Below are 24,494 nucleotides of genomic sequence, written 5' to 3' on the forward strand. Positions count from 1 at the left end.
TGCCCTCCGTTCCATAACGTGACGGGCGCTTTCTCTATCACGAACGCTGGCCTGATGATGATGGCCGGCGCAGGAAATTCTCTTGAACGAATCGAACATCGCCACTGCGCTCGCGGCGGCAAAGCCGCGTGAGCGCGATGAGGCCGACAAGCGGCCTGACGATAGCCCTATACCTGCCTGCTGACGCGCAGGGAGCTTCAAAAGCTGGTCGCCGAACAACTCGGCTGACGGCTATCATTTTTACCAACGGCAACAATAAGAAGAACCATATGCAAGCTCTGGTAAGAGACAATAATATCGATCAGGCGCTAAGAGCACTGAAAAGGAAAATGCAGCGCGAAAGGGTTGTTCCGGGAGATGAAGGAACGGCGCGCCTATGAGAAACCGTCCGAACGCCGCAATCGGGGAAAGGCGCAGGCTGTCAGGCGGCGCCGTAAAGCCACGCGGAATGGGCGAGGGCTTGATCGCCACTCCTCGGCGAAGATCGTCCGCGCGCTGACGGACACAGCTTCAACCCGGCGCCAAAGAGGACGAAAAGGAAAAGAAATGTATGAATTGGATAATCTGACAATCTCGGAAGAACGTCTCGAGGACTGCCGCGATGTCATAGAGCCGGAACTGTTGGACCTGATCGAACGGGCGATCAGGTCGGGCTTTTCCCGCGAGGAAGTCTTGATCGCGATCAGCGAATTGACGGCGGAGGATTTTGCGACGGCCGTGAACTCACCCAGCGTTCACTAGGCCGGGGCTCGCCCGCTCGTTAAAGATCGATAAGCGCGTAGGGCTTTCCCGTTGGCTTTTCGATGTGGGCAGCAACGTTGAATACTGGCGCGCCGGCCGGCGTCCGCCCCTCATAGCTTCCTCGATGGGCATGTCCGTGAACAACCGCATCCACCTTGAACCGGTCGATCGTTTCGGCAAGTCGTGACGAGCCCAGGAAAGGGAAAATTTCCGGCGGCTCGCCGACGACCGTTTCGGTTATCGGCGCATAATGAAGCACCACCATGGAGCGGCTGGCTCGAACCTGACGCATCGCATTCTCTAACCTCATGGTCTCGTCGACGCTTTCGGCAACCATCGCCTTGATAGCGGGTTCTCCAAAGGAACTTAGCATGTGGCGCCCGAATCCTCCGGCGAAACCCTTCACGCCCACGAACCCAACCCCCTCGATCTCGATAGCCCGCCCGTTCAGGAGCTTTACGCCAGCATCCGTCAGAATAGTCGTCACCTCATCCACAGAACCGCTTTCGTAATCATGATTGCCGAGCACCGCTACCACCGGTACGGTACAGTTCCGCAGGTCGGCGGCCAGCAATTCAGCCTCTTTCGCCTTGCCAAGGTCGGTCAGATCGCCAGCGATCACCAGCACGTCGGCTCTCGAACAAATTTCGGCAAACAATTCCTTGTATGATTGTTCACGATCTTCCTTGACATGAAGATCGGCAACAGCGGCAATTCTCAATTTCCGCGGTTGGCTTCGGGCCATTGTCAATTCTCCTTCTCGCCACGCAACTCGCCATCGCCACCCACATCGGCAAAGCCCCATTCCTTCACATCGATCTCGAAATCGATCCGCGAGTACATACGGCCGCGGCATATCTTCGTCCGTGGCAGAGGCAGGTCGCGCTGGGCTTCGAGGCGACCGAGCAGTTCATCCATCAGCCAATCCGGAATCTTGTCGCGCTCGGAAGGGTAGATCCAGCGGAAATTGAGCAGATGGATCAAAAGAACCTCCCAGTTCACTTCCAGATATCCCAGCAGTTTTCGCCAGTCGATCCTATCGTGCGCCTTGAGGATCACATGGGCGATATCAGCGCCGTCATAACGGTGACGAAGCTGGATGAAACATTTCGACCATATCAGTTCGGTGGGGCTGATGATGCGGACGGAACGACCGCCCATCTCGATCTGCCGTACATCCTCAACCAATCATCGCCGACTGGCATCGTGCCGTTCGGGGATGCAAAGATCACATCGAAGAAATGTTTGCCTTTCGAAACCTTCCCCAGCCAACGCTCGTCCTTCACCTCCACCGAGTAGCCATTCTCCTGGAAATGCGCGAGAATGCGCGCATAGTCGCCCGCTTTGCAAAAGACGTCGAAATCCTTCGTTGGCCGACAAATTCCAGTGTAGGCGCTGACGGCATAGGTACCCGCGACCAGGAATGGGATCTGTGATCCCGCGAGGTCATTGACGACGGCGGCAACAAAGGGCTCGGCGTCCGGATCGATCAGATACGGTATCGCCTTCGCTTCCATCAGCAAATGGTGCGTGTCGTGTGGATCCATATCCATCGGCGTACTCATCTGACCACCTTTTTGCGAAAACATAAAAGGGCAACACCTCCGACAAACCGTCGTTCCAAGCGGACGGCTGGGAGTTCAAGCTATCGCCATTGCACGGCAATTCAGGTCAAAGCGAGCACAACCACATCAGGGATTTGAATCCGGCGCCTTCCAGCTATCGGCAACACCTGAAAGCGGTGTGCGCCCGCGCCTTCTATTCGGCGGCATCTGAGGTGCCTCGATCGCATGGGTCGCCGATTCCGTCTCTTCTCCCTCGGAGGGTTTCGAGTCCATTTGCCGTTGGCCCGCATGCTCTTCCGGCTCGATTTCGCTGTCGGCGCGATACCAATGGGCGATGGCCTCGCCTTCTGGCCGTCCTTCGTCCTCCCATATCTGATAGGCGCGCAGGCGAACCTTGTCTTCTCTTGAGCTTTCCATCTTCTTCTCCATCAAAGTTTTTTGCTGAGAGATCGGCTGTTGGCACGGGGTCAGTTCACGCCGCCATCTGGCGGCAGCTTTCAGCACATACGCGGCAGATCTCGACACATTCGTCCATATCGCCGATACGCTCGCAATCCACAGCACATTCGCTGCAGATTTCCGCACACTCACGGCATACATGTGGATGATGCCTCGATCCGATCAGCATGAAATGCGCCGCGGTCCGGCAGATTTCCGCGCAGGCCATCATCACTTTGAAATGTCGCGGCTCGGTATGCTTGCCGCCAGCTTCCAGGCAATGGTTCATTGCCGTAGACAAGCAAACACTGTGGCAGCGCAGGCAATTGTCGATACATTGCTGTACCTTGTTATCCAGGTGCATTGTAATATCCCTTGAGCTCGTCAGACGAAATGCGTCGATCCAATCTTCGAACTACGGGAACTGTCGAATGTTCCTCAAACCCGAAGAGGAGCGAAGACGCACGCATCTCGAATGGCCGCATGTGATCGGCAAGCTCCCTGATCTGCCCGAGCGCAGCGCATCGACATCGCGCCTCGCTCCTCAGACGGAACAATCGCTATGTCCTGCAGTTAGACCGCAACGATCTCCCTCTATTGACGGCGAAAGGCGCGTTCCCATGGACATCAGCATTCCGCACCCAACCTGTTCCATCACGATCATCGTGAACGGCGATCGTCTGCAACTCGATGCCCATCCCTGGATTACCCTGCTGGATCTGTTGCGTGGCGATCTTGAGCTTACCGGCACGAAGAAGGGCTGTGACCACGGCCAATGCGGCGCATGTACTGTTCTTGTGGACGGCGAACGGGTGAATTCATGCCTCAAGCTCGCGGCTTGCCTCGATGGTTCCAGGGTCACCACGATCGAGGGCCTGGGCAGGCCAGATACAATGCATCCCCTGCAAAGAGCCTTCGTCGAGCATGATGCCTATCAATGCGGCTATTGCACGCCGGGTCAGATCTGTTCCGCCGTCGGCCTGATAGCGGAAAACAATGCGCATGATCGCGCGGAGATCCGGGAGCTGATGAGCGGCAATCTCTGCCGCTGCGGTGCTTATACCAATATCGTCGATGCGATCGAGGAGGTGATGGGCCGGCAGGCGGCGAAACCAGCGCGGGAGACTGCCGAATGAACCCCTTCTCCTATAGCCGCGCCGACACCGTTCACGACGCGATAACGGCGTTGATGTCCGATCCACAAGCAAAGCTTCTCGCAGGCGGCACGAACCTGGTCGATCTGATGAAGTACGATGTCGTGCACCCCTCGGCGATCGTCGATATCAGCCGTCTTCCGTTGAACCAGATCGAGGAGTTGCCGGATGGTGGATTGAGGATCGGCGCGCTCGTCAGCAATTCGGCTGTTGCCTACGATCCTCGCGTCAGGAGGGACTACCCCCTCCTGACGAGCGCCATTCTGGCCGGCGCCTCGCCGCAGCTTCGCAATGTCGCGACGACCGGCGGCAATCTCCTGCAACGGACGCGCTGCTATTATTTCTACGATCCCGCATCGCCCTGCAACAAGCGCGAACCCGGCACCGGATGCCCGGCAATCGGCGGCATCAACCGCATCCACGCCGTTCTAGGCGCCAGCGACAAATGCATTGCCGTGCATCCCTCCGACATGTGCGTGGCGCTGGCAGCACTCGCCGCCGTTGTCGAAGTGGAAGGACCACAAGGCCGGCGCGACATTCCCTTCAGCGAATTCCATCGCCTGCCCGGCGATCATCCCGAAAAGGATAATACGTTAAGTCAACGCGAGATCGTCATCGCCATCCGGCTCGAGGGGGGCCACCTCGTCAACCGTGGCAGCTATCTGAAGCTTCGCGACCGGCTTTCCTATGCTTTTGCGCTGGTCTCGGTGGCCGTAGCGATGCAGCTCATCGATGATCGCATCATCGAGCTTAGAGTCGCGCTCGGCGGCGTCGCACATAAACCGTGGCGTGACATTTTGGTGGAAGCGGAGTTTGCGGGCGCGCCGGCCGATGAAGCGACCTTTGGGAGCATCGCGGAACGATTGCTCGCCGGGGCGCAAGGCCGAGGTGGCAACGACTTCAAGATCCCGCTCGCCCGCAAAGCCGTCGTTCGCGCGTTGAGACAAGCAGCAACACGTCGACCGGCGGATGGGCCCGATAGGATGCCGCAATGAGGAGGCGCTGACATGCTGAGCGAAACAAAGATCATCGGGGTTTCGCTTCCCCGTATCGATGGCCCGTTTAAGGTGACGGGCCAGGCAAAATACGCCGCCGAGCATCACGAACCCGGAATGCTGCATGGAGTGGCGGTTCCCGCAACGATCTCGACCGGCCGGATTGCCGATTTCGACCTCAAGGAGGCCGAGGATTTTCCTGGCGTCGAGAAGATTTATACCTTCAAGAATCGCCCGAAAGCAGCTTGGCGAGACAGCAAATGGAAGGATGCAGTCGCTCTTCCCGGCCATCCATTCCGGCCACTCGAAAACGACCGCATACTGTTCGACGGCCAGCCGGTCGCGCTTGTCATCGCCGAAACCTATGAAGCTGCCCGCGACGCCGCAGCCCTCGTCCGCATTCGCTATGTCGACGCCGAGCCACATACCGATATCGCGCGCGAGGCGCGCGAAAGCTACATTCCGGCAAAACCGAGAAAGGGACTGCCACCACCGCCGGAGCCGCGCGGCGATCCCGATGGTGCTTTCGAGCGCGCCGCCTTCAAGATATCCGCCGATTACAGTCTCGAAGGCGAATATCACAATCCGATGGAACTTTTCGGCTCCACCGTATTGTGGGAGCGCGATGGCGAGCTTACCATTCATGACAAGACCCAGGGATCGCAGAATACGCACGACTATATCTGCAACGTGTTCGATCTCGATCCACGGAAAGTCATCGTCAGGAACGCCTTTGTCGGTGGGGCCTTCGGTGCCGCCCTCAGGCCCAAACATCAGCTGTTTTTCGCGGTGATGGCGGCGCTCGACCTTCAGCGATCCGTGAAGGTCGAGATGTCGCGGCGCGAGATGTTCTATCTCACCTGGCGGCCAGCGACGATACAGACAGTGTCCCTGGCTGCCGACGGAGAAGGCCGGCTCCAATCGATCATGCATAATGCGGTGCAGGCTACCTCTCGTTACGAGGATTACCAGGAAGTCATCGTTAACTGGTCGGGCCTCGCCTACAAATGCGACAATGTCCATCTCGGCTATGAGATCGTCGAACTGGATGTCTCCACGCCGGGCGACATGCGCGCGCCGGGGGCAGCCACGGGCTTTGCCTCGCTGGAGATCGCGATGGACGAACTCGCCTACGAGATCGGAATCGATCCATTGGACCTGCGGTGGCGCAATTTTGCGGATCGTGATCAGAACCAAGGAAAGGAACTCACCTCCAAGGCGCTCGACGTCTGTTACAAACAGGGCGCCGCCCTGTTCGGCTGGTCGAACCGACCGATGCAACCCCGATCGATGAAGGAGGGAGATGATCTCATCGGCTGGGGCATGGCGACGGGCATCTGGGAGGCGAGCCTTATGCCTGCAGCCGCCAAGGTCCGGTTGCTTGCTGACGGCCAGGTCGTGATTGAGGCCGCCGCCTCGGATATCGGCACCGGCACATACACCATCCTCGGCCAGATCGCTGCCGAGGTCTTTGATATCTCGACCGAAAAAGTCATCGTATCGATCGGCGATTCCACCCTGCCGAAAACTGGCGTCGAAGGCGGTTCATGGACCGCCGCATCCTCCGGCTCCGCCGTGCAGGCAGCCTCGCTCGCCGTCCGGAAAACCTTGCTCGCTCACGCGCAGGCAATGGATGCATCGCCGCTGGCCAACGCCTCCACCGATGAGGTGTCGGTCGAGGATGGCCGCCTGGTTCTTGCGGGGAACCATCAGGTCGGCGTGGCGATCAGTGACATTTTCGATGCGCGCGGAATATCCTCCATTGAAGAGGAGGGACAGGTGAGCCCTGACGAAAGCGTGGCCGGGAAATTCTCAAGCTATACCCATTCGGCGGTGTTCGCCGAAGTCAGGGTGGATGAGGAGCTTGGCGTTGCGCGGGTCATGCGCGTGGTCAGCGCAATCGCCGCCGGACGTATCCTCAATCCGAAGACGGCCCGCAGCCAGATTCTCGGCGGCGTAGTCATGGGTATCGGCATGGCACTTCACGAGGAGGGCATGATCGACCATGCGACCGGCCGGATCATGAACCATAATCTCGCGGAATATCATATTCCCACCCACGCAGACGTCGAGGATATCGAGGTGATCTTCGTCGACGAGACTGACACCATAGCAAGCCCGATCGGGGTCAAGGGTCTCGGGGAAATCGGCATAATTGGTGTCGCCGCGGCCATATCCAATGCCATCTTCCATGCGACGGGAAAACGCATCCGCCATTTTCCGATCACGATCGACAAGATTTCTGATGTGCGAGAAAGCGATTGAGAGTGAACATCTCGCCAAGTGGCCGTTTAGGCGACGACATCAGGTCGCCGAACTTGGAACATGTCGTCAATCTCGCAGTTCCTACCACATGAAAAACAAAGGCACGATCCGCATCGGCATATCAGGCTGGACCTATGCCCCCTGGCGCGGCGTTTTTTATCCGCAGGGCCTCACACAGAAGCGCGAACTCGGCTATGCCTCGCGCCAATTTTCGTCCATTGAAATTAACGGCACGTTCTACGGACTGCAATGCCCCGAGGTCTTCGCCAAATGGCGCGACGAAACGCCGGATGATTTCGTCTTCGCGGTGAAAGGCTCGCGCTATATCACACATCTGCGCAGGCTCCATAATGTCGAAACTCCGCTTGCCAATTTCATCGCCTCCGGCCTGTTGCGCCTGGGGCCAAAGCTTGGACCAATCCTCTGGCAGTTTCCGCCGCGGATGCGTTTCGACGCCGACCTGTTTTCGCACTTCATGACACTGCTGCCGAAAGATACCAAGGACGCGGCAGAGCTTGCCCGCCGACACGATGAGCGGCTGGACGGTCGTGATTGGCTTGAGACGGAGAAAAAGCAGCCAATCCGGCATGCTTTCGAGATCCGCAACGAAAGCTTCGTCGATGCGGACTTCATCAATTTGCTGCGCGAGCACAAGATCGGGCTTGTCTGTGCCGACACGGTCGAGTGGCCGCTGCTGATGGATGTGACCGCCGACTTCGTCTATTGCCGCCTGCATGGTTCGGAAGAACTCTATGTCAGTGGCTATGATAATAAGGCGTTGGACGTATGGGCAGAGAGGATCGCCGCCTGGGCAGATGGGCGCGAGCCTGAAAACGCCAACCGCGTCCTCTCCCCCTTGAAGCGATCGAACCACGGCCGTGACGTCTACGTCTATTTCGACAATGATGTGAAGGTCCGCGCGCCGGCGGATGCACGCGCGCTGGCCGATCGGCTCGGCGTCGCGGTCCCCACCACGGAAGCGCTTCCAAAAAGAGATAAAACGCGGCCGCGACCTGGTTGTCGAAGAGGCTTGCCGGCATTGGCCGGCCCCGTAGCGCCCAAGGCGGTCAAACCCGCCCATGCCGGATTCTAGTGGCATCTGCGACAATTCCACATTGATCGCCACGGCCGTTTGGTTACGGTTGAACGTTCAACAGCAGGTCAGACGGATCAATCCGTCGATTCCGACGCTGCCTGTCCGAGCCTTACCTCAGCCTCGAGAAGCGCTGCAACGGCCTGGCGGATTCGCAGTCTTGCCGACACGAACGCCTTTGCCAGCCGTCGGCCCTCCACCGTATTCAGGAACGCCGCGATCATTTTTCTTTCTTCTTCCGAAACCGGCTCGCCCTCGTCCGTATCGGCCAGGCCTTCAAAGAAATAGGCAACGGGTGTCTCAAGGGCCATCGCTATTCCAAACAGCATGGACGCACTGACCCGATTGGCGCCGTATTCATATTTCTGCACCTGCTGAAATGTCAAACCGAGGCATTTGGCGACGGACTTCTGGGGCATTCCACGTTTTTTTCGCGCAAGCTGAATTTGCTGCCCAACATAAATATCCACGGGATGACGATCCGGTCCATCTGACGACGCAACATCGTGCCGTCTTCCGGAGGGAACGCTACTCATGCCGGAATCCGACCGACCCTATTCCTGGAGAAGAGAGGTCATCCGCGATGCGGTGCTCCGCCACAATCATGAAAGTTCTGGATTTGCCCACTCGCTTTGTCCTCAGCAGCGATCAAGACCTGTCAAAATTGAGCGAATTGCATATGAAATCAACGGCAGCTGGCGCTTTGTCCGAAACCGTACAAAACAATGGTGCCCGGTGCTGGCAATGCCACGGCACCTGCGCTGCGAGCATAGAGCGATCCAAAACCTAAATCGCCGGCACTAATTTCCAAAACACGCCCTCGTAGCGCTCCGGATAATATTTGAATTCGCACTCGAAGTGCCGACCATAACCCTCGGCATTGTCGAGAGCGATCTTGCTGACCGGGTTCATGCCGGTCCCAGGTGCAAACCAATCCTCAAGCAGATCTCCAATTTTTAACCTTGACGCCTACCGATCTTCTCCGTCTCCGCAGCGATTTGCTTTGAGACAGCTTTGTCGCGATAGCGGGCTCGACAACGTCCGGAGGCGTTGGATGGTCATGAAATGCGCCGATACGCACTTGCGCCGGAACCTTTGCGGCCCGCCAGCGATTGACTGCACATACGATAGCCGAAACGCCGCCGCCGATTTCAAGCGGCGGCCGTCGGTTTCACTCTTGGCGATTCCTCTGCGAACTGAAGAATCCTAATGCAGAAATTCAGGTGTGGCAGATGATCTATTTTACCAGCGACACTCACTTTGGCGATTCTCGCGTTCTGCGGATCGACAATCGCCCGTTTCCCGATATGACCGACCACGACGTCACCTTGATCCGCTACTGGAATGAGACCGTCGAGCCCGACGACGAGGTTTGGCACCTTGGCGATCTGATGTCGTCACGGGCAGGCGATCCCGATCAGCTGCTATCGATGCTCAACGGCAAGAAGCATCTGATTATCGGCAACAATGATCCGCCTGCGGTGACCGAGGCCCGAGGTTGGTCGAGCACACAACACTATTCCGAACTTACGATCGACGATCAGTTGTTGGTCCTCTGTCATTATCCGTTCAGGACCTGGAACAAGATGGGCAAGAAGGCGATCAACCTTCATGGCCACTCGCATGGCAAACTGGCACCATTCCCGCGACAATACGACGTCGGTGTCGATGTCCGTGGTCTGCGACCGGTCCGGCTTGCCGAGATCTTGGCCTCGCGCGGCAGAGCGGCGCCAACGGGCTAAGCATGCCCCGCAACGGCAATACCCAGTCACGCACGATCTGAAGGGTGACATTGCCAAGACGCGCTGCATCCGAGCGCGAGCCTCCGCCATAGATCAAGGCAAGCGCCAAAAGACGACGCGCCTGCGCCGCATGCTTGCTCCGGGCCAGACGACGAAGACCTTCCGCGTCAGAATCCGCCCGTAATGAAATCGCTGCTCCCATCGCAAACCTCCCGTTTGCAAGAGAGATTCTGATTCATCGTCATTTGGGAAGCTCAAGTGTCTAACTCAGCAAGAGGGCCGTATTAATCCTTGTCAGCTTGCCGGATTGCGCGCCGTGACGATCCACGCCGCGCCGTTGATCATCACCGACCGCTCGCCGGGGCATCCCGCGAAGGCGGCACGAACACCGCGGCCGAGGCGCGGGCGCGGATGTCGTCGGGCTGATCAGCGAGCGCGCGCGACAGCGGGCCGACCTCGAGTGTCATCTTCACCGCGTTGTCGAGCGCCGCGTCCCGCGTCTCCCCCTCGCCAAACGTGATGGAGGCATTGAACGGCGCGATAGCTACATCGGTGAAGCCAGCTGCCGATAGAATACGCTCCACGCGCCCCTGGTCGCCAAACGAGAACGGGCCGGGCGCTTCGGGACCGGGCGGCATCATCGGTGGGAGGATGCCTTTCATCGCGCCCATCGGCAAGCGCACCCAATCGTTCTCGACCATGCCGCGCCAGCAGACGAAAGCGACCCGCGCGCCCGGCTTGAGCGCACGGCGCATGTGAACAAATGCCGCTGTAGGATCGTCAAAGAACATCACTCCAAAGCGCGAGAACAGGATGTCGAACGCGCCCTCGGGCAGCTCGGCGCTGCTGGCGTCGGCCACCTGGAACAGGGCCGGCGTATCCTGCGGCGCTAGAGCGCGCGCTCTGCCGATCAAAGGTTCGGATATGCCACTCCAAGCACATGGCCCCCCGCGCCGACCCGGGCGGCGAGATCCAGACTAGACGCCCTGCGCCGCAGCCAACGTCGAGCACGCGTTCGCCCCTGGCGGGCGCGGCGGCTTCGATCGCAGCCTGGCCGAACACCGCCATCATGGCATCGAGCCGGGCATGGTAGGCGACCCAGCGCTCCCCGCTGTGGCCTTTCCAGTCGGCTACCTGATAAACATTTTTCTGCGTCATACCATATCCCTTTTCTGATCCGTTCTGACCAGGCTATCCGCCCCGGCGTTGTTGCCACCGTGCGCGGCGATGAACATGGCGACAGCCGACCGGCAATAGGATTCGATTTCGTTGTCGTCCTCTGCTCTCGCCTGATCGAAGCGTGCGATAATCAGGAGATCGGATCCTTTGATAAGCGCGGCAAACAAGCGGGCCGACCGGAGAGGATCGGGCACGTTCAGAGCCGCCTTCGCGTGCAACTGACGCAATAGGGCCTCGATTTGAGCGATGACATAGGCAGGGCCTGCTTCATAATGGAGCTTGCTTAATGAATTTTGATTCGTTTTGTCGGCCATGATCATGGCTTCGACACTGCGGACGTCCGGGCTCAACAGCGTGCGAAGCAGGTATGTTCCAACCGCCATGAGTTGATGTTCTGCCGAACCGCCGACGCTTTCAATAAGAGCCTGTGGTGCAAACTGTTGGCAGTGGGCTGCGATGGCTGCGCTGAACAGCGCCTCCTTGTTCGCGAAGTGCCGATAGATGCTGAGCTTGGATATCCTCGCTCGCTGGGCGACCTTGTCCAATGTCGTCGCTTGAAAACCCAATTCCACAAAGAGTTCGCATGCGGCGTCGACTATCGTTTGGCTAAGCGCCTCGTTGGCGGGGCGGCCGCGCCGGGCCTGGCTGTTTTGGGTCACGATAATTACAGTCCTTGACAGTATCCAAATGCTTGTATTACGATACCATATAGTATCTAAAATGTGCAAGCCAATGGGTGGGTTTTAACAATGTCCTCCAAATCAAGTTTCCCCAGGCCGCTCGGCGATATCGAATGCGGCATCGTCCGGCCGGTAAATACAGTGATCGGCGACAGTCTCGGCGATGCCGGAGCCCTGCTCGCTGCCCGTCTCGGGCGCGTATCGCTGGACGCTATTTCGCGCCAGACCAAACCCACTCCCCTCCATCCTCAACACGGAGCCCATCACCATGGATGACGTCATCATCATCGGCGGCAGCTTTGCCGGCCTCGCCGCCGCCCTGCAGCTCGGCCGTGCCCGCCGCAAGGTCACCGTTCTCGATACCGGCCTGCCGCGCAACCGCTTCGCCGGCCACTCGCATGGTCTGCTCGGCCACGATCACAAGCCACCGCTGGACATTCTGGCCGAGGCGCGGCAGCAGCTGGCGCGCTATCCCACGATCAGGCTGGTCAATGCCCGGGCCGACAGCATCTCCGGCGCCATCGACAATTTCTCCGTCCTCACTGGCGATGGCGAAAGCCTTGGCGCGCGCCGCCTGATCCTGAGCTATGGCGTTGTCGACCAGATGCCCAATGTTCCGGGGTTCGCCGAAAGCTGGGGCACATCCATTGTGCCCTGCCCCTATTGTGACGGCTTTGAAGTCGCCGGCCAGCATTGGGGTCTCGTCTGGTCCGGCCCGCAGTCGATGAATCAGGTCAGGCTGTTCCACGATTGGACCGACAGGTTGACGGTCTTCGCCGATGGTCACGATATTCCGCCCGATATCCGGGCCGATCTGGCTCGCCGCGACGTCCCTGTCGTCGATGGCCGGATCACTGGGATCGCCCGACGCGGGGCCCATAACGCCACCGTCAAGCTCGATACCGGCCCCGATGTCGCGGTCGACATCCTGTTCGCGCATCCGCGCAACAAGCCGTCCGCAAGCCTGCATGAATCACTGGGGCTCGCCACGGTCAAAACACCTCTCGGCATCATCCTCAAGGTCGACGAGCGCCGCGAAACCAGCATGCCCGGCATCTACGCCGCCGGCGACCTCGCCAACCCCATCACGCCGCCATCGGTCACCCTGGCATCGTCGCACGGCGCGATGGCGGGTATCTTCGCCCAGCAGTCGATGCTGGTTTGAGATGACACAGATGGAGTTCGAACTCGTCACTTTCGACCTGCCACACGGCACCTTTCACGCGTTGCAGGGTGGTGATCCCGATGGCCAACCAACGATCGTCTTGCACGGCTTCCCGGATCATCCGCCGACCGCCAAGCCGTTCCTTGCCGAGCTCGGCCGCCGTGGACGTCACGTCGTTGCACCCTAGCTTCGCGGTTACGCGCCGTGCCCGACCGCGGGGCCGTTCGACTTCGCATCCCTCACCAGCGACGTCCTCGCCCTGATCGACCGCTGGTCTTCGGGGCCACCCGTTGAGTTGATTTGGCCACGATTGGGGCGCCCTGATCACATATGATGCCCGCGTCACCGCGCCGCAGCGGATCGAATGCGGCGCACACGAGCGTCGCTTGCTCGATGGCGTGGGACAATTCGTGCCACGCGAAGCGCCGGGAGCCTTTGCCGACGCAATCCTGGCGATCTCCGGCCGACCGCGCTGATTGCGGGAACCTCCAGGTCTCGACAGGAGTTGAGACCATGTATGGAGGATGGGAATGCGCGATAACTGGATTCATCTTTGCATCGACATGCAGCGGGTGTTTGCGGAGGAGACCCCATGGCACGTTCCGTGGATGCGAAAAGTGTCGCCGCATATCGAAGAGCTGGCCAAGCGGCATAGCGATAGAACGATTTTCACGAGGTTCATGACGCCGTCGCGGCCGGAAGACGTGCGCGGCATGTGGCGGCCCTACTATGAAAAATGGTGGATGATGACCAGAGAGCGTCTCGACCCCGCTCTCCTTGATCTCGTGCCGTCGCTGAAGGCTCTCGCCCCCCCCGCGCGCATCTTCGACAAGAGGACCTACTCGCCATGGATAACCGGAGAACTGCACGGCGTGCTTTCGAAAGAAGCAGTCGATACCGTCGTGCTGAGCGGAGGAGAGACTGATATCTGCGTTTTGGCTGCCGCTCTTGGAGCTATCGATCTCGGCTATCGTGTCGTTGTTCTGAGGGATGCGGTCTGCAGCGCCGCCGACGAAACGCATGACGCTTCGCTCGAGCTTCTCAGCGATCGCTTTTCAGTGCAATTGGATCTCGTCACGACAGAGAAATTTCTAAGCAACCTCTAAGATTCCGCCGCCATGGATCGCTTCATCGCAGGGTCAAAGCGAGCCGGACCTGAATGGTCCGACAGCGCCTTCGATCCATCTTTGGAACACTGGCACTATCCCTCACTTTCACCGATTTACCGAGCATCTCGTCATTGCACCGGCGGTGTTCGCTCGAACGGGAACATTTTAGTTTCATCGAAGTTACAAGTCTGGTGTTGCCGGGCTTCAGAAGCGGCGGGAAGATTCCGTCCGAATATAAAGGGATCGAACAAAATGGACGACGTTCCGAGCAAGAAGGATCCGATCGTGTCGCCGACCGACAATGCGCCGCAGCGCGCCAAGAGACGACGCGCCGGCTACCTGTTGGTGCTGGGTCTCGTCATTGTCGCCTTGCTCGTGTTGATAGAATGGCTCGTCAACGGCACTATCATGTTTTCAAACAGCTGAGATGCTGACGGTCGATGGTTTTAAGGCTTGGTACGCCTGAGCTTACTTTCGCAAGGAGATTGGTCCTTCGCCTGCGATGCGCTCCAGCCCGAAAACCAAAAATTTCCAGAATCCGCCTGAAAACGGGAACTTTCATATTCGATTGCTGTTCGATGATTGTTCGAGGCGGCGACGAGGCGCGGCCAGGACGGGCGCGAGACGCATGAGCGGCCACTCCGCGCAATCGACGAACAAACACTATCGAAGTGGACGACACCTTCGATGCGAATTTCGACCTGAAGAAATCTCCTGCTGAACGGCAAGACCGACTGAAAGCGGGAAACACAGAAAATCAAGGAGGAATATCCATGGCAGACGGCTACGAAACTCGCAATGATCGCTACGGCCGAGGCATGGATCGGGATTATCGGCCTCGCGAGCGCGGTTCTCGGAACTGGGACCGGAACGGCGCCGATCGCGACAGTGGAAGCCCGCGCTTTTCGAATAATCAGGATCGTTATTTCGCAGGCGATCGAGACAATTGGACAACCGATGATCTCGGCTATTCGGATTACGGCTACTCCGATCGCACCGGGCGACGCACCTCCCGCGACAGTTCATTTGACGATCCGGAACGTGGATATGCACGTCAATATAATTTCGAACGTTCGCGCGGTGACCAGCCTCCGCAGCGCGATTTCATGGATCGCGCGGGTGACGAAGTTGCATCCTGGTTCGGCGATGACCAAGCCGCTCACCGCCGCGAAATGGACAAGTTCCGTGGCAAGGGCCCAAAGGGCTACAAGCGCACTGACGAACGGATCCTGGAAGACGTCAATGATCGACTGACGGATGCTCCGTTTCTTGACGCATCCGACATAGAGGTCTCGGTTACGGGCGGCGAAGTGACACTGGGCGGATTCGTTTTCAGCCGCCAGGACAAGCGGCGGGCCGAAGACATAGTCGATGACGTCTTTGGCGTTTCGCATGTACAAAACAATCTTCGGGTCAAGACCGGCGACGAGACTGTCGGCGGCCTCAATACCTGATGCGAATTCGCCAGCCAACGGCAAAACAGTTCGGCCTGAAAACTATCCCTGCCTCCCAAGTCAATCCGGGCGTCGCCGCAAGCCAGCGGCGGCGTTAAAGAGCGAAAGGCCTTGCGGCAACATACGATGGGAGATCGTGGGCAGTCCGCGTGACGAAGATACGATCTATGTCCAATTTTCCGGCCGCCAATCATGAGCAGCCACCCGATCGCTGATCGTTCACATGCCGGACTGATTTCAGCTTTCGGAAGGAAAAACGATGCAAGCCGTTCGTATCCACCGCTTCGGCGGTCCCGAAGTCTTGAAGGTCGAAACGATCGAGGAACCAATTCCGACTGGCAATGAAGTTGTCATCCGGGTCCTTGCCGCCAGCGTCAATCCCGCCGATGCGAAAATGCGCGAGGGCAAATATCCGGCAGTTACCGATAGTGAGCTTCCGTATGTGCTTGGACGCGATGTCTGCGGCGAGATTGCGAATATTGGAGACGAGGTCTCGAGCTTCCTGATGGGCGACGAGGTATTTGCTTTTCTTTCTCCAGAAAACGGAGGTTACGAGGAATTCGTCGTCGCGAAATCCAGTGAAATCACCATGAAGCCAAAATCTCTCGATCCTATCGATGCTGCCGCCGTACCTCTTGTCGGCATTACCGCGTGGCAGGGTCTGTTCGATCATGGCCGCCTACGGGCTGGCCAGCGCCTCATCATCCACGGTGGCGCCGGCGGCGTGGGACATTTCGCGATCCAGCTCGCCAAAGCAAGCGGAGCTTGGGTCGCAACCACGGTCTCGGGTGCCGACAAAGAGTTTGCAACAAGTCTGGGCGCCGATCAGGTCATTGATTACAAGACGGAACGGTTCGAAGACATCGTGGATCCGGTCGATGTGGTATATGATCTTATCGGCGGCGATACTCAGGACCGCAGCTTCCAAATCGTGAAATCGGGTGGTGCGTTGATTTCGACGCTTTCAGAGCCTGACGGCGATAGAGCGGCAAAGCAAAACATTCGCGTCGGCCGCTATACGGCACAACCAAACGGCGCTCAGTTGCAAAAGATCGCGGAGTTGATTGACGCTGGAAAAATCAAGGTGGTGGTCGACAGCACCTTTGACCTGACGCAGGCCGCGAAAGCGCAGGAAACACTGAAAAACAAACATGTGCGCGGCAAGATCGTTCTAAAAGTATTGGGTTAGTCATGCACCTAGGAAAGCGCCGGCCAGCCTCAGCACTCAGCAATCGCTGGCACGATCATGAAAAGCGCAGTGGAGGAAATATCGATGCCTAACAACTCCCCAGCAGTCCAGTCCATGCGAAAAGAGCAGAAAGAGCAGCGGAATCGCCTGCGAAGAGGCGACCTCGACACCGGACTTCAGGATAGCTTTCCGGCGTCCGATCCGGTTTCAGCCACCCACAGCGCGGTTCCGATCGGCCGGGCAGATGCCGAAGCGGCGGATCGTGTGAAACAGCAGCCGAATTTCGACGCTTTTAGCGAGGACCTACCGCCCGGCGATGATGCTCTGCCTTCTGCCAACGAAGATACCCCGTCAGCACAAGGCTCAAATTACAAAAAAATGCCAGCGATCGGGCAAGAGGCTTCCAGAACAACGGACTCGACGTCGGATCTTGCCTCGCCAATCCACGCTCCCGAGACGGGCGCGCGGAGCGTGGTTCACGACATCAAAGCCGGTATCCGGGCGCAACCTTTGACGGCGATAGCGGTCGCAGCGGCCATCGCCTATGTTTTCGGCGCGACGCGCTGAACCGTTCCCCTTCAACCCGGTCAGATTGTGAACGGCGGGAGCACAGGAATGGACGGGGACCAGCATGCCGGAGGCATCTCAAAATAGGTCGCGGCATTCTGCTTCACAAAGGTAGGTGATGATTTGCGCTCAATGCACTGTGGGAAGGTCCTTCGCGCGGATGTTCAACAGACTTACGAAGATGATGCCCTGCTCCAGTAGGAGCTCGCCTATTTTCAAGTTGCCTGTGCCAAGCTCGGACGAGCAGTCCCGAAGACTGCATGCGAAAAACCTGGAGTTGGCGGCAGCAAGCGCCTCGCCAGGCTCCTCTGCTTTTTCCGCGGCTATCTGCAGCGCGTTTGCAACAGCCGACCTCAGTTTCGAGCGTTCCCGGATTCATTTCGCCCAAGCTCTTCGTTATCACATGTATGACGTCTCGTTCGCGTACACAAACACCCGCGCTAACGAGCTTCACGGACCGCAGATATCTGGTGAAAATAAGTGGGTATGGACGGCATAGCGATCCTCGCCACATGAGCGTGGTAGCCGTTAAACTTTTGAGGAAGGCGGCCGGAAGCGAGGCGGCAGCCGAAAGGTTGCTGCCTCTGCATCTTCTTATTGGTTATTGGCAGCTTGCCGTCGCGGCCGGATTGGCGGCCTGATTCTGTTTCATGTTGGTGGTATTTTTCGAAGTGGACTGTCCATTGCAGTCACTGGCTTTGCCGCCATCTTTTGACGTGTCGCTGCGGCTACCACCATTATTGGAAGCACCGCTGACGCCGTTGTTGCTGGTGCCACCTTTATTGCTATTGGTGTTCGAACCGCTCGAGGAGTTGGAACCGGAGGACGAGCCGGAGCCGTTATCGTTGCCGCTCTGCTGGGCGACGGTTGCGGTTGCAAGACCAAGCGACAGCGAAAGCACGGAAACCGAGAGCATTTTTATAAACATAATCTTTCTCCTTGGGTATGATCAACCCAAACCCAACCGCAAAGCTTGGCGGAGGTTCCCGCATTGGACGAATGCAGGCGACGGATCCGACCTCCCAATCACTTGATGTCGATGACCAACGACAAGCTCATGGCGTCCAATCATCCGCCATCCGTCCTCGTTCCACATATGATGGGAGGGCAACGATGTTGAAAACATTGCCGCTGCCAGCGTCAGCCTATCGACCGGCGCCACCGTGCGCTGACATGCTCCTTGGCGCCTGAATGCGGGTTGCTATGCCATCATCAGCGCCGGATTCTATGGAAATGCCAAGGGAGCGACACTATGCGACGTCAACGGATCTCTTTTTATGATTTCATCGCCGGATTGAATGGGCGGCCGCGCGGCTGCCGAGCGGGCGACACGGCTTGCTTGCGGTGAAACCCACAATCCGGATCGGGAAAGTTTGATGGATGCCGCCACGGCGCTCGCTGCCATCAACGGTCGCTGAAGTAACTATGCGGCGGTAAGCCGCCAATTGTATTCAAGCCGCTCCATCAAAAGCCGCTCGGACGGATCGAATAGAAGGCTTGCAAAAGCATGGCGCGCAGAAGCGTTCAGGTGCGATGATGGCCGCCACTAGTACACCGCCATTGAGGTTGGAGCTTTGATCTTCAATAGATAAGGGGCAGGAAACATCTCGATTAAGCCGCTGGCGATCTCCTCGACGCCGGTCCTCCCATCGTTGAACAGCGCGATGGCGGCAACGCAAAGTCTTTCCGTATTGTAATGGCAAGCCCTCACGTCGAAATGGTGATACCAGCTTTGAACAGCCATCGAGAGAACCTTGAAATCCTGAGGATATATTGGTCTGCAGAGCATCATTGCGAACCTCCTCGGTGCCGGGCTTGGCGACCGTTGATCTGGCAATTCATGGTGTTTGGTGCGTGTGCAGCGAGAAATATATTCAAACTAGCTTCGAAAACAATTCGCCAAACCGCTCGGTGCGGTTGCGTACACATGGATACAGTCAAAACCTCAGATCAAGCCGATCGTCCGTATTCTTGCCTGGGATGCCAGCCCTTCAACACCGTTGTTGAGCGCCTCGCTCGGCTGACCGGGCAATACACTCCTCAACGTGACATGGACGTCTCCAACCCCGAAATCTCTCCAAATCGATCCAGTGTTCCGATACTCGTTACCCTTCAAACGGTCCTGGCATGCTGGCGAAATCCTCAAGACTTCGGAACCAATCGTCATCAAACGCTTTGTTCAAAAGGCGCGGAATCGAATGCTTGATGTTGGACAGGGACACACCTCGTCACGACGGAGCCGTGTAATAGGAGGCAGGCAAATGGCAAAATCGGACAATCCTGGCGGAAACGATGCGTCTAACATCCATAAGGGCGCGAAGGGTCAATATCGCAAGCTGCTCAAGAAGAGCCACAACAGCGGTCATCAGCGCCAAGCCGAAGGTGCTTACGGGATCGGATGACGCGACGGTGAACAAGAGACCGCCTGGCAAGAAGAATCGTCGACCAGCATCGTCTCAGGCGGAAAAACGTAGGCCTTTGGAAGGCGTGTTCGGAGGTTCATGTGTTCAATGGAATGGTTCTCGACAACATCGATATCGGGCCTGGCAGGCTGCGGGTTCGCCATGGGGGCAGCGGACCTCCGTTATTGCTGCTCCACGGACACCCTAGAACCCATATGACATGGGGCTACGTCGCAGATTTGCTCTCCCCACATTTTACCGTCGTATGTCCCGATCTGAGGGGCTTCGGCAAATCTTTCCAGCCATTGGACACGGATGATAGCCGTCATTCCTCAAAGCGCGCAAAAGCGCTGGACTGCGTCAAGCTGATGCGGATGTTGGGGCATCAAAGGTTCGGTGTCGCAGGACATGATCGGGGAAGCTACGTGGCATTTCGGCTCGCGATGGATTATCCGGAACTCGTCACGAAATTAGCCGTGATTGACAGTATTCCAATCGTTGAGCACCTCGAACGGTTGGATTGGCGTTTCGCGCGCGACTGGTATCATTGGTTCTTCTTCGCCCAACGGCACAAACCGGAACAGGCGATCAATGCTGATCCAGACGCTTGGTACGACGGGATCAAATCAGAGCTGATGAATCGGGAAGCCTATGAAGACCTCCTGGCGGCAATCCATGATCCCGCAGTCGTTCATGGAATGGTCGAGGATTACAGAGCGGGGCTGACCGTGGATCGGGACGATGAACTGCGGGATCGGGCGGAAGGCCGGCGGGTCGTCTGCCCCCTGCTTTGCCTATGGTCAACATATGACGATCTCGAGCGTCTCCTCGGCGACCCCATGGAAATCTGGAAAAATTGGGCAACCGAGGTAAGCGGGCATCGTATCGCGAGCGGACATCATGTTGCGGAAGAAAACCCTACTGATCTTGCACGATCACTCCACCGTTTTTTTAGCGATTGCTAAGCCCCAGGTTGCATGTGGTCGAGGTGGCTGTTCGGCGCGCGACGCAATCTGGAACTTAGAAAGCCTTCCAGGGTTTGGTTCTTTGCGATGACTTCATCGCAGCCTTCACTATACGAATGGAGAAACCAGTGACCCTTTCAGGGAAGAAGATCGCGATTCTGATCGCGCCGCGCGGCACCGAGGAGCCGGAATTCAGAAAACCGAAAGAAGCCGTCGAGGCGGCGGGAGCCGCAGTGACAGTTGTCGGCCTCGAAATGGGCGAAGCCAAGACCAACAACCACGACCTTGACCCCGGTGGCAGCTATTGGGTCGACAAGGCCATAAAGGAGGTTTCAGCGAACGATTTCGACGGCCTCATCATCCCAGGTGGCTGTGTCGGCGCTGACAAGCTGCGCGCTAATCCGGCCACAGTCGCCTTCGTTCGTTCCTTCTTCGAGCAGGCCAAGCCGGTTGGCGTCATCTGCCATGGGCCATGGCTGCTCGTGGAGGCCGACGTCCTGAAAGGACGCACGGTCACATCCTATCCGACGGTCAAGACGGATATCATCAACGCCGGTGGGTCGTGGATCGATAAGGAGGTGGTCGTCGACAAGGGATTGGTCACCAGCCGCAATCCGAACGATCTGCCCGGCTTCTGCGCCAAGATCGTCGAGGAGTTCGAGGAAGGCAAACATCCGCAGCAGGCGCGCACTGCCTGATCGATTTGCTGCGAGGCCCGGCGCCCTTCAGGACGTTCCTAACGACGCAACTTGTCGCCGGGCGGCACGTCGCCCGGACCAGGTCGCTGCGAGGGAATAGCTCCATGAACGCCTATGTCGTCACGCTGTTCATTTTCGGCGCGGTCGTGCTTCTGACGACATGGCTGCCCCTTGTGTTGCGGAGGATGCCTCTCTCGCTTCCAATCTGCTGTATCGTCATCGGCGTCGTGCTCTCGCTGTCACCGTTCACGCCTCTTCCGCAGAGGAACCCGCTTCAGAACATCGGTTTGGCCGAGCATCTGACGGAGCTGGTCGTTATCGTTGCACTGATGGGCGCCGGATTGAAAATCGATCGTCCGCTCGGATGGAGGCGGTGGATGATCACTTGGCGGCTGCTTGTGTTTGCGATGCCTGTTTCCATTGCCGCCATCGCGGCGCTCGGCTGGGGGCTTCTTGGCCTTGGACCGGCGTCGGCTCTCCTTCTCGGCGCTACCCTTGCTCCCACCGATCCTGTCCTAGCCGCGGATATCCAGGTCGGCCCGCCACAGACAGGAGAAGAAGACGATATCAGGTTCGCTCTCACCTCCGAAGCGGGGCTGAACGACGGCCTGAGCTTCCCCTTTGTCATGGCAGCGATTGCGATTGCGGGCAATAGCGATTTCACCACGAACTGGATCGGACATTGGCTTGCGGTCGACGTTCTGTGGAAGCTGACTTCCGGCACGGCGATGGGTTGGCTCGTTGGCCGGGTTCTCGGTTATCTGACCTTCAAGGTCCCAAAGTCGGGTCGCATTGCCAAAACCGGCGACGGCCTAGCCGCTCTCGGCTTTACCTGTCTCTCTTATGGTGCGACTGAACTCGTCGGCGGCTATGGCTTCGTAGCGGTATTTGTGACCGCGCTCACCCTGCGCGGCACGGAAAGGGACAGCAGCTTTCACGGTGAGCTGCATGATTTCGGTGAGCAGATCGAGCGCCTGCTGATGATGGTTCTGCTGGTGTGCTTCGGATCCGTTCTTGCCGAAGGCTCGCTGCTTTCCCATGTAGACTGGCGGAGCATCATCGTTGCTGTCGTTACGCTTGCCGTTATCCGGCCGCTCGCTGGCTGGATCAGCCTCATTGGCTGCCGACAGGCTCGCGCTGAGAAGCTGATCATCGCGGTCTTCGGAATCCGTGGTCTCGGATCGATCTATTATCTTGCCTTTGCGACCGGAAAGGCAAAGTTCGATCGAATTGAAACCCTATGGGCGACGGTCTTCATGATTATTCTGATTTCCGTCTTCATTCATGGGGTTGCGGTCACACCAGTCATGCGCTGGATCGACTGCGCACGTGACGTCGACAGCATGCGATCGAAGAAGCAGACTCTGCAACGTGCGGAGAGGGAAATGTGAGCCCAACGTTGCAAATCCCCATATCATCCGACTGTCGCGGGCTGCGCCTGGCATCGAGCGGCCGAAATTGGTGGAACTGATGGCAATTGTTTGGATCACCTTCGCCGACCTTTACATCATTTCCTCCAGCTCCTGGTAGCCGTGTTTCAAAAGCAAGATCTGCGGGAGCCATGCGGATCGGACTCCAGGCATCGCCGCGTCGGAGGCGAGGCCGTCGCCGATGTGCTAGTTAACAGCGACGCGCGCTGACGGGGCCGAATCAATGGCCGGTTTTTGCTTGGATGAGGTCACCATGGCAGGCATACCAGCTTCGAGACAGGCTGCGATGAATGCATCGCGTCCGATTGAAGCGGGGACGGTCCCCGTGAGAGTGCCGAGGCAGGTTTCCATTGCTCGTCTATGGCGCTCTCCGCGACGCAGGGGCCATTCATTTTCGAGAAAATCCAAGGCCTCGTAGGCGCCTCTGAAAGTGCGCTCCAAACCGCATTGCAGCCGGATTCTCACCGGCAGGGTCCATAGAACATCGTTCAGCGGCATGTTTTCCTCCTTTCAAGCCACCAATGGTACCGTCAAATGATATTGTAAACAGTCACCGGTCGTTCAAGCCCGGAGGCCATCGAGTACCTTGAAAAGTGTTCCCGGCCTTGTGGCAAGCGGAGGGAACCAGCGTCACGCGGCCATTAGCGCTGGATATCATGCTATGACGAAACAGCGTTAGGGTTTAGACAGAGCTATGGCTTCTCGGCTCCAATGGTCAAAAACGCACTAACCGAGAAGCGCCCGCATCATTGGTTTAGTCTCGTGATCCTAGTTCAACGGTGGGACGAAATTGTCGACAAGAGCTATCCAGCAGAACGTAAAGAACATCTTGTTGCGGCGACTTCCGGAGGAAACTTTCGACTATGTGGCCCGACATTTGAAATTAGTTGATCTTCCGGTGAGACGCCCGCTTGTGCGATCGCGAGAGCCGATCGAGCATGTTTGTTTTCTCGAAAGCGGGATCGCTTCGATGGTGGCGGAAAGCGTGGACGGCAGGAGTGTGGAAATTCGTCACATCGGCTTTGAGGGCGTCGCCGGATATCCGGTGATCCTTGGTGTGGACCAAACTCCGAATAAGACGTTTATGCAGGTGCCAGGCAGAGGCTTTCAGATTAGCACCGAGGATTTTCTTCCGATCCTCGACCATCAGGAGACCCGTATCTTGATGTTGAACTATGTACACACCTGCGAAATGCAGCTTGCTCACACCGCGTTGGCAGCGGCGAAATTCACCATGCATCAGCGTTTGGCGCGTTGGCTGTTAATGTGTCACGACCGCATAGAGGGAAACAGTCTTCCATTGACCCACGAATTCTTGGGATTGATGTTGGGCGTCAGGCGGTCTGGGGTTACCAATGAGCTGCATATTCTGGAGGGTATGCACGCTATCAAATCGACACGTGGCAACATTCGAATTCTGAACCGAGACTTGCTGGTTGAGATTGCGGGCGGCTCCTACGGCATCCCGGAAGAGGAATACCAACGGCTGATCGGAGGCCGGCAAATTCCAGATCGCCAAGCGCCGCATCGGTTGACCAATCGGACGGGAACGGAATAGCGGCTCGTGCGCAGGCCCTCATGCGGTTGAGACGGCGTTTCTAGAGCGTTTCCGCATTTTTCTGAATCGGGCCGGATTCCCGAATCGACTTTGTTCTGATTCAAT

General features: G+C 57.9%; 27 protein-coding genes and 4 pseudogenes. 19 read left to right on the top strand and 12 right to left on the bottom strand.

Going from position 1 to position 24,494, the window contains the following annotated elements:
- Nucleotides 1–269 precede the first annotated feature (269 nt).
- Both rpsU and AB6803_RS26555 read left to right on the top strand, forming a co-directional pair.
- Nucleotides 270–499 (top strand): annotated as a pseudogene (gene rpsU, locus AB6803_RS26550) (30S ribosomal protein S21).
- A gap of 47 nt (nucleotides 500–546) precedes the next feature.
- Complete coding sequence (locus AB6803_RS26555; protein WP_371111696.1) at nucleotides 547–741, top strand: hypothetical protein; 195 nt, start codon at nucleotides 547–549, stop codon at nucleotides 739–741.
- A 19-nt stretch (nucleotides 742–760) separates the two neighbouring features.
- Here AB6803_RS26555 and AB6803_RS26560 read toward each other — a convergent pair whose 3' ends face one another.
- The 4 genes and pseudogenes from AB6803_RS26560 to AB6803_RS26575 all read right to left on the bottom strand — a co-directional run bounded on the left by AB6803_RS26560 (nucleotide 761) and on the right by AB6803_RS26575 (nucleotide 3,108).
- On the bottom strand, nucleotides 761–1,486 hold the full coding sequence (locus AB6803_RS26560; RefSeq protein ID WP_371111697.1) for a metallophosphoesterase: 726 nt from the start codon (nucleotides 1,484–1,486) through the stop codon (nucleotides 761–763).
- A gap of 2 nt (nucleotides 1,487–1,488) precedes the next feature.
- Nucleotides 1,489–2,306: pseudogene (locus tag AB6803_RS26565) on the bottom strand (hypothetical protein).
- Between the two features lie 126 nt (nucleotides 2,307–2,432).
- A complete protein-coding gene (locus AB6803_RS26570; RefSeq protein WP_371111698.1) occupies nucleotides 2,433–2,723 on the bottom strand; it encodes a DUF2934 domain-containing protein in 291 nt (96 codons plus the stop codon).
- Between the two features lie 55 nt (nucleotides 2,724–2,778).
- Nucleotides 2,779–3,108: a four-helix bundle copper-binding protein gene (locus AB6803_RS26575; protein WP_371111699.1), complete on the bottom strand. Its 330-nt coding sequence runs from the start codon at nucleotides 3,106–3,108 to the stop codon at nucleotides 2,779–2,781.
- 256 nt (nucleotides 3,109–3,364) lie between these two features.
- Here AB6803_RS26575 and AB6803_RS26580 point away from each other — a divergent pair, with 256 nt between their 5' ends.
- The 4 genes from AB6803_RS26580 (at nucleotide 3,365) to AB6803_RS26595 (ending at nucleotide 8,251) form a co-directional block, all read left to right on the top strand.
- On the top strand, nucleotides 3,365–3,880 hold the full coding sequence (locus AB6803_RS26580) for a (2Fe-2S)-binding protein (protein WP_371111793.1): 516 nt from the start codon (nucleotides 3,365–3,367) through the stop codon (nucleotides 3,878–3,880).
- On the top strand, nucleotides 3,877–4,893 hold the full coding sequence (locus tag AB6803_RS26585; RefSeq protein WP_371111700.1) for a xanthine dehydrogenase family protein subunit M: 1,017 nt from the start codon (nucleotides 3,877–3,879) through the stop codon (nucleotides 4,891–4,893). Before AB6803_RS26580 ends, AB6803_RS26585 begins: the two co-directional genes overlap by 4 nt.
- 12 nt (nucleotides 4,894–4,905) lie before the next feature.
- On the top strand, nucleotides 4,906–7,158 hold the full coding sequence (locus AB6803_RS26590; protein ID WP_371111702.1) for a xanthine dehydrogenase family protein molybdopterin-binding subunit: 2,253 nt from the start codon (nucleotides 4,906–4,908) through the stop codon (nucleotides 7,156–7,158).
- Between the two features lie 88 nt (nucleotides 7,159–7,246).
- A complete protein-coding gene (locus AB6803_RS26595) occupies nucleotides 7,247–8,251 on the top strand; it encodes a DUF72 domain-containing protein (protein ID WP_371111703.1) in 1,005 nt (334 codons plus the stop codon).
- A gap of 77 nt (nucleotides 8,252–8,328) precedes the next feature.
- Here AB6803_RS26595 and AB6803_RS26600 read toward each other — a convergent pair whose 3' ends face one another.
- A complete protein-coding gene (locus AB6803_RS26600) occupies nucleotides 8,329–8,787 on the bottom strand; it encodes a helix-turn-helix domain-containing protein (protein ID WP_371111704.1) in 459 nt (152 codons plus the stop codon).
- 696 nt (nucleotides 8,788–9,483) lie between these two features.
- Here AB6803_RS26600 and AB6803_RS26605 point away from each other — a divergent pair.
- Nucleotides 9,484–9,993 carry a metallophosphoesterase family protein gene (locus AB6803_RS26605; RefSeq protein ID WP_371111705.1) on the top strand — a complete coding sequence of 170 codons (510 nt, stop codon included), beginning with the start codon at nucleotides 9,484–9,486 and terminating at the stop codon, nucleotides 9,991–9,993.
- Between the two features lie 16 nt (nucleotides 9,994–10,009).
- On the opposite strand, the pseudogene AB6803_RS26610 reads toward AB6803_RS26605, so the two are convergent.
- The 4 genes and pseudogenes from AB6803_RS26610 to AB6803_RS26625 form a co-directional block, all read right to left on the bottom strand.
- A pseudogene (locus tag AB6803_RS26610) lies at nucleotides 10,010–10,195 on the bottom strand (IS630 family transposase); the annotation flags it as partial.
- A 92-nt stretch (nucleotides 10,196–10,287) separates the two neighbouring features.
- A pseudogene (locus AB6803_RS26615) lies at nucleotides 10,288–11,151 on the bottom strand (class I SAM-dependent methyltransferase).
- On the bottom strand, nucleotides 11,148–11,831 hold the full coding sequence (locus tag AB6803_RS26620; protein ID WP_371111706.1) for a TetR/AcrR family transcriptional regulator: 684 nt from the start codon (nucleotides 11,829–11,831) through the stop codon (nucleotides 11,148–11,150). Before AB6803_RS26620 ends, AB6803_RS26615 begins: the two are co-directional and overlap by 4 nt.
- Before the next feature lie 102 nt (nucleotides 11,832–11,933).
- A complete protein-coding gene (locus tag AB6803_RS26625; protein ID WP_371111707.1) occupies nucleotides 11,934–12,122 on the bottom strand; it encodes a hypothetical protein in 189 nt (62 codons plus the stop codon).
- Here AB6803_RS26625 and AB6803_RS26630 point away from each other — a divergent pair.
- From AB6803_RS26630 to AB6803_RS26660, 7 genes are all read left to right on the top strand, one after another.
- The gene (locus AB6803_RS26630; protein ID WP_371111708.1) at nucleotides 12,121–13,017 is read left to right on the top strand and encodes an NAD(P)/FAD-dependent oxidoreductase; all 897 of its coding nucleotides are present in this window, start codon (nucleotides 12,121–12,123) and stop codon (nucleotides 13,015–13,017) included. The genes AB6803_RS26625 and AB6803_RS26630 overlap by 2 nt on opposite strands.
- Before the next feature lie 10 nt (nucleotides 13,018–13,027).
- Nucleotides 13,028–13,204 (top strand): hypothetical protein, encoded by a 177-nt coding sequence (locus AB6803_RS26635; protein WP_371111709.1) that lies wholly within the window; start codon nucleotides 13,028–13,030, stop codon nucleotides 13,202–13,204.
- Between the two features lie 343 nt (nucleotides 13,205–13,547).
- Complete coding sequence (locus tag AB6803_RS26640) at nucleotides 13,548–14,123, top strand: cysteine hydrolase (protein WP_371111710.1); 576 nt, start codon at nucleotides 13,548–13,550, stop codon at nucleotides 14,121–14,123.
- Nucleotides 14,124–14,378: 255 nt separating this feature from the next.
- Complete coding sequence (locus AB6803_RS26645) at nucleotides 14,379–14,552, top strand: hypothetical protein (protein ID WP_174042346.1); 174 nt, start codon at nucleotides 14,379–14,381, stop codon at nucleotides 14,550–14,552.
- A 347-nt stretch (nucleotides 14,553–14,899) separates the two neighbouring features.
- Nucleotides 14,900–15,580, top strand: coding sequence for a BON domain-containing protein (locus AB6803_RS26650; protein WP_371111711.1), 681 nt, complete (start codon nucleotides 14,900–14,902; stop codon nucleotides 15,578–15,580).
- Between the two features lie 259 nt (nucleotides 15,581–15,839).
- A complete protein-coding gene (locus AB6803_RS26655) occupies nucleotides 15,840–16,769 on the top strand; it encodes an NADP-dependent oxidoreductase (protein ID WP_371111712.1) in 930 nt (309 codons plus the stop codon).
- Between the two features lie 78 nt (nucleotides 16,770–16,847).
- Nucleotides 16,848–17,336, top strand: a complete 489-nt coding sequence (locus tag AB6803_RS26660) for a hypothetical protein (protein WP_371111794.1) — start codon at nucleotides 16,848–16,850, stop codon at nucleotides 17,334–17,336.
- Between the two features lie 601 nt (nucleotides 17,337–17,937).
- On the opposite strand, the gene AB6803_RS26665 is transcribed toward AB6803_RS26660, so the two are convergent.
- Together AB6803_RS26665 and AB6803_RS26670 are read right to left on the bottom strand one after the other, a co-directional pair.
- Nucleotides 17,938–18,264: a hypothetical protein gene (locus AB6803_RS26665; RefSeq protein WP_371111713.1), complete on the bottom strand. Its 327-nt coding sequence runs from the start codon at nucleotides 18,262–18,264 to the stop codon at nucleotides 17,938–17,940.
- Nucleotides 18,265–18,882: 618 nt separating this feature from the next.
- On the bottom strand, nucleotides 18,883–19,080 hold the full coding sequence (locus AB6803_RS26670; RefSeq protein ID WP_371111714.1) for a hypothetical protein: 198 nt from the start codon (nucleotides 19,078–19,080) through the stop codon (nucleotides 18,883–18,885).
- Between the two features lie 517 nt (nucleotides 19,081–19,597).
- Between AB6803_RS26670 and AB6803_RS26675 the strand changes: the two genes are divergently transcribed.
- The 4 genes from AB6803_RS26675 (at nucleotide 19,598) to AB6803_RS26690 (ending at nucleotide 22,792) form a co-directional block, all read left to right on the top strand.
- Nucleotides 19,598–19,738: a hypothetical protein gene (locus AB6803_RS26675; RefSeq protein WP_371111715.1), complete on the top strand. Its 141-nt coding sequence runs from the start codon at nucleotides 19,598–19,600 to the stop codon at nucleotides 19,736–19,738.
- A gap of 101 nt (nucleotides 19,739–19,839) precedes the next feature.
- Nucleotides 19,840–20,703 (top strand): alpha/beta fold hydrolase, encoded by an 864-nt coding sequence (locus tag AB6803_RS26680; protein WP_371111716.1) that lies wholly within the window; start codon nucleotides 19,840–19,842, stop codon nucleotides 20,701–20,703.
- A gap of 128 nt (nucleotides 20,704–20,831) precedes the next feature.
- Nucleotides 20,832–21,401: a type 1 glutamine amidotransferase domain-containing protein gene (locus AB6803_RS26685; RefSeq protein WP_371111717.1), complete on the top strand. Its 570-nt coding sequence runs from the start codon at nucleotides 20,832–20,834 to the stop codon at nucleotides 21,399–21,401.
- 104 nt (nucleotides 21,402–21,505) lie between these two features.
- Nucleotides 21,506–22,792 (top strand): cation:proton antiporter, encoded by a 1,287-nt coding sequence (locus AB6803_RS26690; RefSeq protein WP_371111718.1) that lies wholly within the window; start codon nucleotides 21,506–21,508, stop codon nucleotides 22,790–22,792.
- Nucleotides 22,793–23,017: 225 nt separating this feature from the next.
- Here AB6803_RS26690 and AB6803_RS26695 read toward each other — a convergent pair whose 3' ends face one another.
- The gene (locus AB6803_RS26695) at nucleotides 23,018–23,329 is read right to left on the bottom strand and encodes a DUF982 domain-containing protein (RefSeq protein ID WP_371111719.1); all 312 of its coding nucleotides are present in this window, start codon (nucleotides 23,327–23,329) and stop codon (nucleotides 23,018–23,020) included.
- 331 nt (nucleotides 23,330–23,660) lie between these two features.
- On the opposite strand from AB6803_RS26695, the gene AB6803_RS26700 reads away from it, so the two are divergent.
- Nucleotides 23,661–24,389, top strand: a complete 729-nt coding sequence (locus tag AB6803_RS26700) for a Crp/Fnr family transcriptional regulator (protein ID WP_371111795.1) — start codon at nucleotides 23,661–23,663, stop codon at nucleotides 24,387–24,389.
- Nucleotides 24,390–24,494: the final 105 nt, after the last annotated feature.

The sequence above is a fragment of the Rhizobium sp. RCC_161_2 genome, from assembly GCF_041355235.1.
Classification (GTDB): Bacteria; Pseudomonadota; Alphaproteobacteria; order Rhizobiales; family Rhizobiaceae; genus Rhizobium.

What these genes read in the sequence shown, in the direction of transcription:
- AB6803_RS26665 (WP_371111713.1), bottom strand. Translation starts at nt 18,264, where the DNA reads ATGTTTATAAAAATGCTCTCGGTTTCCGTGCTTTCGCTGTCGCTTGGT.
- AB6803_RS26655 (WP_371111712.1), top strand. Translation starts at nt 15,840, where the DNA reads ATGCAAGCCGTTCGTATCCACCGCTTCGGCGGTCCCGAAGTCTTGAAG.
- AB6803_RS26625 (WP_371111707.1), bottom strand. Translation starts at nt 12,122, where the DNA reads ATGGTGATGGGCTCCGTGTTGAGGATGGAGGGGAGTGGGTTTGGTCTG.
- AB6803_RS26630 (WP_371111708.1), top strand. Translation starts at nt 12,121, where the DNA reads ATGGATGACGTCATCATCATCGGCGGCAGCTTTGCCGGCCTCGCCGCC.
- AB6803_RS26575 (WP_371111699.1), bottom strand. Translation starts at nt 3,108, where the DNA reads ATGCACCTGGATAACAAGGTACAGCAATGTATCGACAATTGCCTGCGC.
- AB6803_RS26555 (WP_371111696.1), top strand. Translation starts at nt 547, where the DNA reads ATGTATGAATTGGATAATCTGACAATCTCGGAAGAACGTCTCGAGGAC.
- AB6803_RS26570 (WP_371111698.1), bottom strand. Translation starts at nt 2,723, where the DNA reads ATGGAAAGCTCAAGAGAAGACAAGGTTCGCCTGCGCGCCTATCAGATA.
- AB6803_RS26690 (WP_371111718.1), top strand. Translation starts at nt 21,506, where the DNA reads ATGAACGCCTATGTCGTCACGCTGTTCATTTTCGGCGCGGTCGTGCTT.
- AB6803_RS26595 (WP_371111703.1), top strand. Translation starts at nt 7,247, where the DNA reads ATGAAAAACAAAGGCACGATCCGCATCGGCATATCAGGCTGGACCTAT.
- AB6803_RS26590 (WP_371111702.1), top strand. Translation starts at nt 4,906, where the DNA reads ATGCTGAGCGAAACAAAGATCATCGGGGTTTCGCTTCCCCGTATCGAT.
- AB6803_RS26600 (WP_371111704.1), bottom strand. Translation starts at nt 8,787, where the DNA reads ATGAGTAGCGTTCCCTCCGGAAGACGGCACGATGTTGCGTCGTCAGAT.
- AB6803_RS26695 (WP_371111719.1), bottom strand. Translation starts at nt 23,329, where the DNA reads ATGCCGCTGAACGATGTTCTATGGACCCTGCCGGTGAGAATCCGGCTG.
- AB6803_RS26670 (WP_371111714.1), bottom strand. Translation starts at nt 19,080, where the DNA reads ATGGCTGTTCAAAGCTGGTATCACCATTTCGACGTGAGGGCTTGCCAT.
- AB6803_RS26585 (WP_371111700.1), top strand. Translation starts at nt 3,877, where the DNA reads ATGAACCCCTTCTCCTATAGCCGCGCCGACACCGTTCACGACGCGATA.
- AB6803_RS26650 (WP_371111711.1), top strand. Translation starts at nt 14,900, where the DNA reads ATGGCAGACGGCTACGAAACTCGCAATGATCGCTACGGCCGAGGCATG.
- AB6803_RS26635 (WP_371111709.1), top strand. Translation starts at nt 13,028, where the DNA reads ATGGAGTTCGAACTCGTCACTTTCGACCTGCCACACGGCACCTTTCAC.
- AB6803_RS26645 (WP_174042346.1), top strand. Translation starts at nt 14,379, where the DNA reads ATGGACGACGTTCCGAGCAAGAAGGATCCGATCGTGTCGCCGACCGAC.
- AB6803_RS26640 (WP_371111710.1), top strand. Translation starts at nt 13,548, where the DNA reads ATGCGCGATAACTGGATTCATCTTTGCATCGACATGCAGCGGGTGTTT.
- AB6803_RS26580 (WP_371111793.1), top strand. Translation starts at nt 3,365, where the DNA reads ATGGACATCAGCATTCCGCACCCAACCTGTTCCATCACGATCATCGTG.
- AB6803_RS26560 (WP_371111697.1), bottom strand. Translation starts at nt 1,486, where the DNA reads ATGGCCCGAAGCCAACCGCGGAAATTGAGAATTGCCGCTGTTGCCGAT.
- AB6803_RS26605 (WP_371111705.1), top strand. Translation starts at nt 9,484, where the DNA reads ATGATCTATTTTACCAGCGACACTCACTTTGGCGATTCTCGCGTTCTG.
- AB6803_RS26675 (WP_371111715.1), top strand. Translation starts at nt 19,598, where the DNA reads ATGGCAAAATCGGACAATCCTGGCGGAAACGATGCGTCTAACATCCAT.